Source organism: Kitasatospora sp. NPDC048545, from assembly GCF_040651155.1.
Lineage (GTDB): Bacteria > Actinomycetota > Actinomycetes > Streptomycetales > Streptomycetaceae > Kitasatospora.
Genome location: NZ_JBEZIQ010000068.1, coordinates 14,146 through 25,375 on the forward strand (window position 1 = coordinate 14,146; position 11,230 = coordinate 25,375).

Consider the following 11,230-nt stretch of genomic DNA (forward strand, 5'->3'; position numbering starts at 1 on the left):
GGGTGCGGCACGTCGGGCGGGCCGCCGTTCGGCGCGGCGGCCCGGCGCGGGTTCAGCCGCCCGGGGTCCGGCTCCGAGGCCGGTCGGCCGGGTCCTGCTCGGGCAGTTGACGCAGCTCCACGACGTGCAACCCGAGCGCCTGGAAGCGGCTCAGCAGGCCGTAGAGGTGGGCCTCGTCCGTGACGCGGCCGAACAGGAGGGTCTGGTCGGGCACGAGAACGCTCTCCAGCTCGGGAAAAGCCTCGCGGACGGTCACGTCCGGCATCGCGCCGGCGATACGGAACTCGTAACGCATGAGCGTCCTTCCTCGAATGCCCGCCGATCCCCGCTGACCCCCGTGCGACCAGGCTGCGCGTCAGGGCGCCGCGGGGGATCACCCAGCCGGGGTGACTCCCGGCCGCGGGCGCGTTCACGGTCCGGGCCGGCGCCCGGTGGCGCTGTAGCCGCGGACGACCTGGAGGTAGGCGCCGACGGTGAACGAGACGCCCATCAGGACGGGTCGCCGTCGATGCGGTACATGATCTGGAGGCGTTCGCGCTCGCTGCCGGCGGCCGCGACCCGGTCCCGCACCCAGCGGCGGAAGGCCCGCGGTGTGCTCCCCGGTGGGCGAAGGGACGGCCTTCGCGCTCACGGTACGAACGGCGGCCGGGCCGCGGGTCACCCGGCGTGGGTGAGCGGGCGGTGCCGACCGGTACGGCGGCGCGCCCTCCGGTGCGGGGCCGGCGGGCCGGGCCGGAGGGCGCGCCACCGCTCACCTGCCGGGGGTGAGGCCGGGGCCCCCGGGAGCGGCGAGGATGGCTGCAGCGTGCTCATCGGTCGTCCCCCCGCGCGGGGACGGGAGGAGGCACCGTGGCAACGTCCCGTAGTCAGTCCCCGGCCCCGCCCGGACGGGCCCCGGAGGGGGCCGCGAACCGGACGGACTACGCCGGCGCGGTGTACGGCTCGATGCTGGCGGCGTCCGTGATCGCGGCCTCCAGCCTCCAGGAGCCGCACCCCCGGCTGTCGCTCATCCTGCTGCTGGTGATCACCGGGCTGGTCTTCTGGATCGCCCACGTCTACGCCGAGGTGGCCGGAGAGCGCGAGGTCGGCCGCACGGTCAAGTGGCACCAGGTGCGCGAGGTCGGCCGGCACGAGTGGCCGCTCGTCGAGGCGTCGGCACTGCCCGCCCTGGCGGTTCTGGTCAGCCCCTGGCTCGGGGCCGGGGAGAACGCCTGGCTCGCCCTCGGCGTCGCCGTGGCCCAGCAGGTGACCTGGGCGACGCTGGGCGCCCGCCGGGCCGGAGCCACGACGCGCCAGGCCGCCGCCGAGGGCGCGGTCAACCTGGTCCTGGGCCTGGTCATCGTGGCGGCCAAGGTGGCCGTCGGGCACTGAATCACCCGGTCCGGGTGGTGCCGCCGCCGCGCGGATCTGACTGAGTGGTGGCATCGGGCCCCTCGCCGCTGCCGCGGACGCCCGGCCGGTGGACCAGCCGGTCCGCCGACGCCACGGTCGCGCGCGCACGGCCGTACCCCCACTTGGAGGCAACCATGACCGCCATCGCCCCGCACGGTGCGAACCCGCCAGCCGGCGCCCGCGGAACCGGTCATCCGGGCTCCGGACTGATCACCTTCGCCGGTGTGCTGCTGGTGCTGCTGGGCGCCCTCAACGCCCTGGACGGCATCGCCGCCATCGCGCGGTCGCACGTCTTCATCGGCGACGCCCACTACGTCTTCGGCGACCTGCGCGCCTGGGGCTGGGCGATCCTGGCCCTGGCCGTCGTCCAACTCGCCGCGGCCTACGGCGTCCTGGTGACCCGCGCGCAGTGGGCCCGGTGGACCGGCGTCGTCGTGCTCGGTCTGAACGCCTTCGCGCAGATGGCCTTCGCTCCCTCGTACCCGCTCTGGTCGGTGACCCTGCTCGCGATCGACGTGATCGGCATCTACGCCCTGACCGCCCACGGCGGCCCCGGGCAGCCGGAGCCGTCCCTCCCGCCGGCCGCGCCCGCCGCGCCGCGGGCGGAAGGGGGTTCGCAGTCCACTCCGGGCGCCTGAGCACGGCGTCCGGTGCACGGACCGGTCCGGTGTCGGGGTGTCCCGGCACCGGACCGGTCCGTGCCGTGCGCGGTGCCCACCGGTCCGTCCCTGCTGCTCTCCCCGGGGCCGTGCCCGTGGGCGGGGGCCGCAGCGGTCGCGGGCCGCGGACGCGACGGTGCCCCGTCCCAGGCCGGACCGGGACGGGGCACCACGCGTCGACGGCCGTTCAGCCGGCGACGCCGGGGGTGGTCAGCCGGCGAGGAGCCGCTGCTTCTGCGCCGCGAACTCCTCGTTCGTGAGCACCCCCTGGTCCCTGAGCTGCGCCAGCTGCTGCAACTGCGAGATCTTGTCGTCCATGCTCGCGGGTGCGGGAGCGGCGGGAGCCGGTGCGGGCGGCGGGGGCGGCGGCGCGGGTTCGGCCGCCACGTCCTGCTGGGCCCAGCGGCCCGCCTGACGGCGGGACACCCGGTTGGACACGGCGGTCGCCGTGCCGGCGACGACGGCGGTGCGCGCCACTCCGCGCAGTAGTCCAGGCATGACTGGTTCTCCTCTCGGTGAGGTCACCCGGCGGCGGACGCCCCGGAGGCGGAGCCCTCCGACGCGTCGGCCCCGGCGGTGTCGTCCAGTTCGTCCAGGGAGCGCAGCAGGTCCGCCACCGGCACCCGGCCACTGGCGACGACCCGGGCACCGCCCCGGCGCAGGGCCGTGGCGAACGGCGCGGCCCAGGTGTTCTCGTAGATCAGCACCCCGGCCGAGTTCCCGGGTTCGAGGACCGCGGCGGCCTCGCCCAGGTCGTCGGCGCCGATCAGGCCCGAGCTGACCCCCTCGAAGACGGCCAGGTCCAGCAGGCCGTCACCGTCGAAGTCGGCGATTTCCATCCCGACGACGGTGCCGTCGGCGTCCTTGCGCACGAACGCGAAGTCCAGGATGCGGATCACGCCCCGGTCCACCAGGTCGATCAGCAGGGGAAGCCCCTCCCCGGTCATGCGGTTGCCGGGGAACTCGACCACCAGGTAGTCGACGGGCCCGGTCTCGACGAGGTCGTCCTCGGCCATGGCGGTGCTCCTTCCACGTGGAGTCCGTCGCCCGGCCGACCGGCCCGGGCGCTGCTTCGACGCTAGGTCCCGCCGACCGCCCGGGGATCACCTGCCCGGGGTGAGGGCACGGTCCGGTGCCGGACGCCGAAGGCCGGGCGGCGGCAGCGGGCACGGAGCCGGCGCGGATCGGGCACGGAATGGGCGCGGAGCGGGCGCGTGCCGCCGGAGCGCCGCTCCCGCCGCTCGTCCGGGCGGCCCAATCCGGCGTGCCGGGCGGCGGACCTTGCGGCGTGAATGAGGAACAGCGGCAGTACGGCCGCGTGCCGACCGCCGGGAGAATCGTTGAACGGGCCACTGGAAACCCCTTCGTCCGAGCCCCCCGCGGGCGCGCCGCTGAACGGGGGCACGCCCCCGGAGCACCGGCACCGCTCCCGGGCGGGCGGGATCGTCATGAGCACCGTCTCCGCCGTGCTGATCACGCTGACCTGCATCCTGGTGCCGATCTCGCTGCTCACCGTCTGGGTGCACGACATCGTGCTGGACACCGGCCGGTACGTCTCCACCGTCGCCCCGCTGGCCACCAACCCCGCGATCCAGGACGCGGCGGTCGCCCGGATCACGAAGGCGGTGGACGTGAAGGTGGACGGGCCGGCCGTCGCCTCCGACGTGTCCTCCTGGCTGCAGTCACAGGGCCTGCCGCCCAAGGCCGCCTCGGCGGTGAAGGCACTCGGGCCCAAGATCGACGACGCGGTGGACCAGGTGGTCACCAAGGCCGCGACCAAGGTCGTGCAGAGCGACGCCTTCGCCACCGCGTGGACGCAGGCCAACCGCGCCGCCCACACGGCCGTGGTCCACGCCCTCACCGGCGAGGGCCGGGGCGCGGTCGAGGTCAACGGCGGCACCGTCACCCTCAACGTGGGGACGGCCGTCGACACGCTGAAGAACGACCTGGTGTCCGCCGGCCTGACCCCGGCCGAGAAGATCCCCGACGTCAACAAGCAGCTCGTGCTGTTCCAGTCCGACAAGCTGGCCAAGATCCGCCGCGCCGCGCACGCCCTTGACGTGATCGGCAACTGGCTGCCGATCATCACCGTGCTGATCGGCGCGATCGGCGTCGTGCTGGCGCGGCGTCGGCGCCGCGCCCTGGTGGCCACGACGCTCGGCGCGGCCTTCGCCTGCCTGCTGGTGGCGATCGCCCTGGTGATCGCCCGCCACTACTACCTCGACCACCTGCCGCCCGCCGTGCAGTCCCCGGCTGCGGCGGCCGCGGTCTTCGACACGCTGCTGCACTTCCTGCGGATCAGCCTGCGCACCGCGATCGTGCTGGGCGTGGTGATCGCGCTCGGCGCCTACCTCTCCGGCGCGGGACGGCTGCCGCGCGGCGTGCGCGGCCGGGCCGACCACGTCGCGGACTCCGTGGCGGGCTGGAGCGGCTCGCACGGTGTGACCACCGGCCGGGTCGGGACCTGGACCGAGGCCCACCGCCGCTGGCTCATCCTCGGCGCACTGCTGATCGTGGCCCTGGTGTTCGCCCTCTGGAACCACCCGACCGTGCTGACCGTGCTGCTGCTGGTCCTGGTGCTGCTCGCGGTGCTCGCCGTCCTGGCGCTGCTCGCCGCGTCCGGCCGGGTCGTCGCCACCAGCCCCGCCACCGGCGCGGGCGGAGCAGCCGGCACCGATGGCGGAGCCGGCACCGGTGGAGGCGCCGGCCCCTCGGCCGGTCAGGGCGGCCCCGCCGGGCAGGGCGGGGCTTCCGGGGAGGGCGGCCCCGCAGGTCAGGGCCCCTCCACCGGTCAGGGCGGCCCCGCCGGGCAGGGCGGCCCCGCCGGGCAGGGCGGGGCTTCCGGGGAGGGCGACGCCGGCAGTCGTACCGACGAGTGACGGACGACCGGCCGCCGTGGGTCCTCCGCCGGGGGTCCTGCGGCCGGCCGGTCGCCCGGCGTGGGCGTCACGGTCCGTGACCGAGGAGCGTCCCGCCCACGACAGGACGCGGGTCCGGTCCTACCGTGAACGTAGGGCTTCTGTTCCGGGCTCTTTCCGCCAGCCGAGCTTGACGGGCGGTCGGCATGCGAGACGACGACGTGTTCCCCACCGGTTCCGGGCCGCACCCGGGCGCCGGGCCGGTGCCGCCGCAGGACGGACCCGGCACCGCCGCCGCGCCGCCGATGGCCGGCGCCGCGGTCCGGAGCCTCGCGGTCCGGAGCCTCGCGGCCCGGCCGCGTGAACCGGACCTCACGGCCGCGGGCCTCACCGTCCGTCACGGTTCCGGTCCGCGTGCTCCGCGCCGTGTCACCCCCGGCCTCCCGCCGCCCGCCCGCGCCGGTGGGGAGCCGGACGGGTGGCACCTTCCGGGAACACTCCCGCCCGACTGTTCGTCCCTTCCGACCCCCGCCGTCCGCGAGGCGGTGCCATCGAAGGAGTCCATGCCATGACCAGCAGTGTTACCGGGTCCGGCCAGAACGCCCGAGCCCGCGATCCGCACCCCTTCGCGAGCGGGTGGACCATCTTCGCCGGGGTCATGCTGATCACCGCCGGCCTCATGGCGATCTTCCAGGGGACCTCCGCGATCGCCAAGGACGACCTGGTCGTCGTCACGCGCTCCTACGTGTACTCGATGAACACCGAGGGGTGGGGATGGATCCACCTCGTCCTCGGCGTCATCGTCGTGGTGGCGGGCATCGCGATCTTCAGCGGAGCCGTCTGGGCGAGAGCCGTCGGCATCGTCGTCGCCGGGCTGGGAATGATCGCCAACTTCCTCTGGCTGCCCTACTACCCGTTCTGGGCCATCGTCCTGATCGCGATCGACGCGACCGTCATCTGGGCGCTGTGCGTCGGCCGGATGAAGACGGAGCTCTGAAGACGGAGTTCCGAGGACCCCCGACAGCAGGTCCGCCCGGGCTTCCGCGGTGCCCGTCCACCGCGGAAGCCCCGGCGTGCTGTGAGCGGTCCTGCGCGGAACCGCCCGGGGCGGGGGCGGCACTAGACTTCCGCCATGCTCAAAGCTGACCGTACCGCCCGGATCCTCGCGCACATCGCCGAGGCGGGCAGCGCCGACGTGCACGAGCTGGCCGGGCTGCTCCGGGTGTCCCCGGCCACCGTCCGGCGGGACCTGCAGGAACTGCACGACCAGGGGCTGCTGCACCGCACCCGTGGCGGAGCCGTGACCGGGGCCGTCAACCTGGAACTGCCGCTGCGGCACAAGCACGGGAAGCGGCAGGCGGAGAAGCGGCGGATCGCCCTGGCCGCCGACCGGTTGGTGCCGGACGGCGCGGTGGTGGGCCTGACCGGCGGCACCACGACGAGCGAGCTGGCCCGGGTGCTGGCCGAGCGCGGCGGGATCACCATCGTCACCAACGCCGTCAACATCGCGGCCGATCTCATCGTCCGGCCGGACGTCCGGCTGGTGGTGGTCGGAGGCATCGCCCGGACCACGAGCTACGAACTGGTGGGACCGGCCGCCGACCGGATGCTCGCCCAGTACCACCTGGACGTCGCCTTCATCGGGGTGGACGGCCTGACGGCCCAGGAGGGCTGCACCACGCACGACGAGATGGAGGCCCAGACGGACCGGGCGTTCCTGCGCGCCGGCGCGCGGGCCGTCGTCCTGGCGGACAGCACCAAGATCGGCCGGGTCACCTTCGCGAGGATCTGCCCGCTCTCGGACGTCCACGAGCTGGTCACCGACGACGAGGCCGGCGCGGCCCGGGAGCAGGAGATCGCCGCGTGCGGCGTGCGGGTCCTGCGGGCCTGAACCCTGTGCCGACCCGCACGCACCCCTGACGCCCGGCCGGGCCGCCCCGGCCGGGCTTTTCGGTGTCCCGGCCGTTGACATGAACTGCCTGAAGCAGGAAGCTCTTTCGGAACTGCTCAGAACCAGCTCTCTTCAAGCAACTTGGATCAGCCGATCGAGCTCGCACGAAGGCGGTAACTGCGGTGAACAAATCTGTGCTGTCCCTCGCCACGACGTGCGCCCTCGCCGCACTCGCCCTCACGGCCTGCGGCAGCGGCGGTGGCGCCGGGAGCGAGGACGCCGGGTCCGGCCCCGGGCGCAAGGTGACGCTCAAACTGGTCGCCGCCGACTACGGCGACAAGGAGTCCAACAGCTCCAAGGCCTACTGGAAGGGCCTCGCCGCCGCCTTCACGGCGGCCCACCCCGACATCACCGTCGACGTCCAGGTGGTCAACTGGAACGACATCGACAAGCAGGTCAAGACGATGATCCAGAGCGGCAACGTCCCGGACGTCCTGCAGACCGGCGGCTACGCCGACAAGGTCGCCGACGACCTGCTCTACAAGGCCGAGGACGTGCTGTCCGCCGACACCCGCGCCAACCTCATCGACGGCCTCGCCCAGGCCGGCCGCGTCAACGGCGTGCAGTACGGCATCCCGTTCGTCTCCTCGGCCCGCGCCTTCTTCTACAACAAGGCGGTCCTCCAGCAGGCCGGCATCACCCGGCCGCCCACCACCTGGGACGAGCTGCGCGAGGACGCCGCGCTCATCAAGGCCAAGGTGCCCGGGGTCACCCCGTACGCGCTGCCGCTGGGCCCCGAGGAGGCCCAGGGCGAGAGCATGCTCTGGGAACTCGGGAACGGCGGCGGCCCCACCGGCAAGGACGGCACCTACACCATCGACAGCCAGGCCAACGTCGACACCTTCCGCTGGCTCAGGAGCAGCCTCGTCGACCCGGGCCTGACCTACGCCAACCCCGCCACCACCGACCGCAAGACCGCGTTCGCCGACTTCGCCGCGGGCAAGGCGGCCATGCTCAACGGGCACCCCTCGCTGATCACGATGGCCCGGGACGGCAAGGTCGACTACGGCGTCGCGCCCGTCCCCGGCAAGGCGGGCCCGCTCACGTCCACCCTCGGCGTGGCCGACTGGATGATGGCGTTCAAGAAGAACGGCCACCGCGACCAGGTCCGCAGCTTCCTCGACTTCGTCTACACCAAGGACAACACGCTCCGGTTCTACGAGACCTACAACCTGATGCCGGTCACCCAGGACGCCCTGCGGGAGATGACCGCCAGCGGGAAGCACCCGGACCTGGAGCCCTTCTTCGCCCTGCTGCCCGGGGCCACCTTCTACCCGCTGGGCGACACCAGTTGGGAGGCCGTCTCGGCCGAGCTGAAGAAGTCCGTCGGCAGCGCCGTCGCCGGTGACCCGGCCAAGGTGCTCGGCGACCTGGAGAAGAAGGCCCGGGACGCCGTCGCGAACAAGTAGCCGCGAACAAGCAGCTGCGAACAAGTAGCCGCGAACAAGCAGCTGCGAACCAGCGGCCGCCCCCACGGGAGGCCGTCCCCCACGTGCCCCGCGAAAGGCACCCGCCATGACCGTCCGTGCCCCCGCCCCGCAGGCGGCCGGGCCCCGCCGGCGCGCACCCGCCCGTGCGCCCCGCCGCCGCGGCCCCGGACCGCTGCCCTGGATCGCCCCGGCCCTCCTGCTGATCGCCCTCGTCGTCCTGTGGCCCGTGTACGAGATGGTCCGCACCTCGTTCCTGCGCGTCAGCACCAGCGGCTTCGTCCGCGGCCCGGCCGGGCTGGACAAGTACCGCAAGCTCCTCGGCGAGGCCGACCTCGGCCGCGTGCTGCTGTCCACCGTGCTCTGGACCGTCGCCGTGGTCGCCCTGACGATGGTGCTCTCGCTCGGCCTGGCCCAGCTGTTCGACCAGCGCTTCCCCGGCCGCAGGTTCGCCCGCTGGGCCCTGATCGCGCCATGGGCGGCGTCCGTCCTGATGACCGCGATCGGATTCCGGTGGATGCTCGACCGGACCGCCGGCGTGCTCAACACCGCGATGACGGACCTCGGCCTCGTCGACGGGCCCCGCGACTGGCTCGGCGACCCGGCGACCGCCTGGCCGTGGATGGTGGCCGTCGCCGTCTTCGTCTCGCTGCCGTTCACCACCTACACCCTGCTCGCCGGCCTGCAGACCATCCCCGGGGAGCTGTACGAGGCGGCTCGGGTGGACGGCGCCTCCCGGTGGCAGACCTACCGGAGGCTCACCCTGCCGCTGCTGCGCCCGGCCTTCCTGGTCGGCCTGGTGATCAACCTGATCAACGTCTTCAACTCCTTCCCCGTCATCTGGGGCATGACCCAGGGCGGCCCGAGCAGCGACACGGCCACCACCACCGTGTTCGTGTACCAGTTGAAGAGCTCCGACATCGGCGAGTCCGCGGCCATGTCGGTGGTCAACTTCGCCCTGGTCGTGGTCATGGTCCTGGCCTTCCTCAAGGTCACCGGCCGGGCTCGTGGGGAGGAGAGTTGACGGACCGTCGGACACCGCGGGGCATCCGACCGCGCACCCTGCTGGTCGCCGCAGTGGCCTGGCTGCTCGCCGCCGTCTTCCTGCTCCCGTACCTGGAGATGGCCGTCACGGCGCTGCGCCCGGCCGACGAACTGCGCGACCCGACCTACCTGCCGCGGCACTTCGCCTGGTCCAACTTCGTCGACGTCTGGCGCGACTCCACCCTCGGCGCCAACCTGCGGGTCACCCTGCTGGTCGCGGGCGGCTCCACCCTGCTGGTGCTGCTGGTCGCGCTGCCCGCCGCTTACCACACCGCGCGGGTGCGCTACCGGGGGCGCCGGCTCTTCCTGCTCCTGGTGCTGGTCACCCAGATGTTCCAGCCGACCTCGCTGCTGGTGGGCCTGTACCGAGAGTTCTACCGGCTGGACATGCTCAACTCGGTCTGGACGCTGATCCTCTGCAACGCCGCCTTCAACCTGGCCTTCGCCGTCTGGATCCTCACCGCCTACATCGGCTCGATCCCGGTCGAGCTGGAGGAGGCCGCCATGATCGACGGCCTCGGCCGGCTCGGCGCGCTGCGCCGGGTGGTGCTGCCGCTGGCCATGCCCGGTGTGGTCACCGCGCTGGTCTTCACCTTCATCGCCGCCTGGAACGAGTTCGTGATGGGCCTGACCCTCTCGACGGCGCCGGAGCGCCAGCCCCTCACCGTCGGGATCAACAGCTTCATCGGCAACTACACCGTGGAGTGGAACTACCTCTTCGCCGGCTCGGTCGTCGCCATCGTGCCGGTCGTGGTGCTGTTCGCCCTCATCGAGCGCCGGGTGGTGTCCGGACTGACCGCCGGATCGGTCAAGTAGCGCCCGCCGCCGTCCGGTCGACCCGTCCGACCAGCCCCTCCGAAGGAGTCGCCGCATGACCTCCCACACCGCAGTCGAGATCGCCTCGCAGCCCGCGTGCTGGCGCCGCGCCGCCGAGTCGCTGCCCCGGCACGCCGACGTCCTGCCCCGCCGGGGCGAGCGGGTCGCCGTCACCGGGTGCGGCACCTCCTGGTTCATGGCCCAGGCCTACGCGGCGCTGCGTGAGGGCGGAGGCCACGGCGAGACGGACGCCTTCGCCGCCTCCGAGTTCCCCCACGGGCGCCGCTACGACCGGGTGCTGGCCATCTCCCGCTCCGGCACCACCACCGAGGTGCTGGACCTGCTCGCCCGCGCCCGCGCCGCCGGAGTGCCCACCGGCGCCCTCACCGCCGACCCGGCCACGCCGGTCATGGCGCTGGCCGACACCGTCGCGGTGCTCGACTTCGCCGACGAGCGCTCCGTGGTGCAGACCCGCTTCGCGACCACCGCCCTGGCCCTGCTCCGCGCCCGGCTGGAGACCGAGGACGCCCTCCCGGCGGGAGTGCGCCCGCTGGCCCGGGCGGTGCGCGACGCCGAACGGGCCGTCACGGAACCGCTGCCCGCCGCACTGGACGGCGCCGAGCAGTTCACCTTCCTCGGCCGGGGCTGGACCCACGGCCTGGCGCTGGAGGCCGGGCTCAAGCTGCGCGAGGCGGCCGGGGCGTGGACCGAGGCGTACCCGGCCATGGAGTACCGGCACGGGCCGATCGCCATCGCCGCGCCGGGCCGGGTCACCTGGACGTTCGGCCCGCTGCCCGACGGGCTCACCGAGGACATCGCCCGGGCCGGCGGCCGGCTCGTCGCCGGGTCCGGCGACGCGGCGGCGGACCTCGACCCGCTGGCCGACCTGGTGCGGGCCCAGCGGCTGGCCGTCGCCGTCGCCGCCGCGCGGGGCTGCGATCCGGACCGGCCCCGCCACCTCACCCGGTCGGTCGTGCTGCGCGACCACGGCGCCTGAGGAGGGAGCGCCGACACCCCGCCGCCGACACCCCGCCGCCGGGTCCGCCCCGGCCCGTCCACCGAGACCCCCTGTCCACCGAACCC

The 11,230-nt window shown here is 73.9% G+C and carries 12 protein-coding genes; 9 read left to right on the forward strand and 3 right to left on the reverse strand.

The features are described from left to right. Window positions 1–52: 52 nt before the first annotated feature. Window positions 53–295, reverse strand: coding sequence for a hypothetical protein (locus AB0D10_RS39545; RefSeq protein ID WP_360265710.1), 243 nt, complete (start codon window positions 293–295; stop codon window positions 53–55). A 554-nt stretch (window positions 296–849) separates the two neighbouring features. Here AB0D10_RS39545 and AB0D10_RS39550 point away from each other — a divergent pair. Both AB0D10_RS39550 and AB0D10_RS39555 read left to right on the forward strand, forming a co-directional pair. Continuing rightward, window positions 850–1,371, forward strand: coding sequence for a hypothetical protein (locus tag AB0D10_RS39550; RefSeq protein WP_360265713.1), 522 nt, complete (start codon window positions 850–852; stop codon window positions 1,369–1,371). 155 nt (window positions 1,372–1,526) lie between these two features. Next, on the forward strand, window positions 1,527–2,030 hold the full coding sequence (locus AB0D10_RS39555) for a hypothetical protein (RefSeq protein ID WP_360265716.1): 504 nt from the start codon (window positions 1,527–1,529) through the stop codon (window positions 2,028–2,030). A gap of 231 nt (window positions 2,031–2,261) precedes the next feature. Here AB0D10_RS39555 and AB0D10_RS39560 read toward each other — a convergent pair whose 3' ends face one another. Beyond that, entirely contained in the window at window positions 2,262–2,549 is a 288-nt protein-coding gene (locus AB0D10_RS39560; protein ID WP_360265719.1) for an SHOCT domain-containing protein, read from the reverse strand. A 23-nt stretch (window positions 2,550–2,572) separates the two neighbouring features. Next, window positions 2,573–3,067, reverse strand: coding sequence for a DUF6325 family protein (locus tag AB0D10_RS39565; protein ID WP_360265721.1), 495 nt, complete (start codon window positions 3,065–3,067; stop codon window positions 2,573–2,575). Between the two features lie 432 nt (window positions 3,068–3,499). On the opposite strand from AB0D10_RS39565, the gene AB0D10_RS39570 reads away from it, so the two are divergent. The 7 genes from AB0D10_RS39570 to AB0D10_RS39600 all read left to right on the forward strand — a co-directional run bounded on the left by AB0D10_RS39570 (window position 3,500) and on the right by AB0D10_RS39600 (window position 11,144). Continuing rightward, on the forward strand, window positions 3,500–4,930 hold the full coding sequence (locus tag AB0D10_RS39570) for a hypothetical protein (protein WP_360265724.1): 1,431 nt from the start codon (window positions 3,500–3,502) through the stop codon (window positions 4,928–4,930). 547 nt (window positions 4,931–5,477) lie between these two features. Continuing rightward, entirely contained in the window at window positions 5,478–5,906 is a 429-nt protein-coding gene (locus tag AB0D10_RS39575; RefSeq protein ID WP_360265726.1) for a hypothetical protein, read from the forward strand. Window positions 5,907–6,041: 135 nt separating this feature from the next. Further along, a complete protein-coding gene (locus tag AB0D10_RS39580; protein WP_360265729.1) occupies window positions 6,042–6,800 on the forward strand; it encodes a DeoR/GlpR family DNA-binding transcription regulator in 759 nt (252 codons plus the stop codon). 182 nt (window positions 6,801–6,982) lie between these two features. Next, window positions 6,983–8,269 carry an extracellular solute-binding protein gene (locus tag AB0D10_RS39585; RefSeq protein WP_360265732.1) on the forward strand — a complete coding sequence of 429 codons (1,287 nt, stop codon included), beginning with the start codon at window positions 6,983–6,985 and terminating at the stop codon, window positions 8,267–8,269. A 106-nt stretch (window positions 8,270–8,375) separates the two neighbouring features. Further along, a complete protein-coding gene (locus AB0D10_RS39590) occupies window positions 8,376–9,311 on the forward strand; it encodes a sugar ABC transporter permease (protein ID WP_360265735.1) in 936 nt (311 codons plus the stop codon). Beyond that, window positions 9,308–10,147, forward strand: a complete 840-nt coding sequence (locus tag AB0D10_RS39595; RefSeq protein WP_360265738.1) for a carbohydrate ABC transporter permease — start codon at window positions 9,308–9,310, stop codon at window positions 10,145–10,147. The genes AB0D10_RS39590 and AB0D10_RS39595 overlap by 4 nt, the downstream gene beginning before the upstream one ends. 55 nt (window positions 10,148–10,202) lie before the next feature. Then, window positions 10,203–11,144: an SIS domain-containing protein gene (locus AB0D10_RS39600; protein WP_360265741.1), complete on the forward strand. Its 942-nt coding sequence runs from the start codon at window positions 10,203–10,205 to the stop codon at window positions 11,142–11,144. Window positions 11,145–11,230: the final 86 nt, after the last annotated feature.

Bases quoted from the DNA above. Each gene is read 5' to 3' on its own strand.
- AB0D10_RS39560 (WP_360265719.1), bottom strand. From the start codon at position 2,549: ATGCCTGGACTACTGCGCGGAGTGGCGCGCACCGCCGTCGTCGCCGGC.
- AB0D10_RS39590 (WP_360265735.1), top strand. From the start codon at position 8,376: ATGACCGTCCGTGCCCCCGCCCCGCAGGCGGCCGGGCCCCGCCGGCGC.
- AB0D10_RS39555 (WP_360265716.1), top strand. From the start codon at position 1,527: ATGACCGCCATCGCCCCGCACGGTGCGAACCCGCCAGCCGGCGCCCGC.
- AB0D10_RS39600 (WP_360265741.1), top strand. From the start codon at position 10,203: ATGACCTCCCACACCGCAGTCGAGATCGCCTCGCAGCCCGCGTGCTGG.
- AB0D10_RS39570 (WP_360265724.1), top strand. From the start codon at position 3,500: ATGAGCACCGTCTCCGCCGTGCTGATCACGCTGACCTGCATCCTGGTG.
- AB0D10_RS39580 (WP_360265729.1), top strand. From the start codon at position 6,042: ATGCTCAAAGCTGACCGTACCGCCCGGATCCTCGCGCACATCGCCGAG.
- AB0D10_RS39545 (WP_360265710.1), bottom strand. From the start codon at position 295: ATGCGTTACGAGTTCCGTATCGCCGGCGCGATGCCGGACGTGACCGTC.
- AB0D10_RS39565 (WP_360265721.1), bottom strand. From the start codon at position 3,067: ATGGCCGAGGACGACCTCGTCGAGACCGGGCCCGTCGACTACCTGGTG.
- AB0D10_RS39575 (WP_360265726.1), top strand. From the start codon at position 5,478: ATGACCAGCAGTGTTACCGGGTCCGGCCAGAACGCCCGAGCCCGCGAT.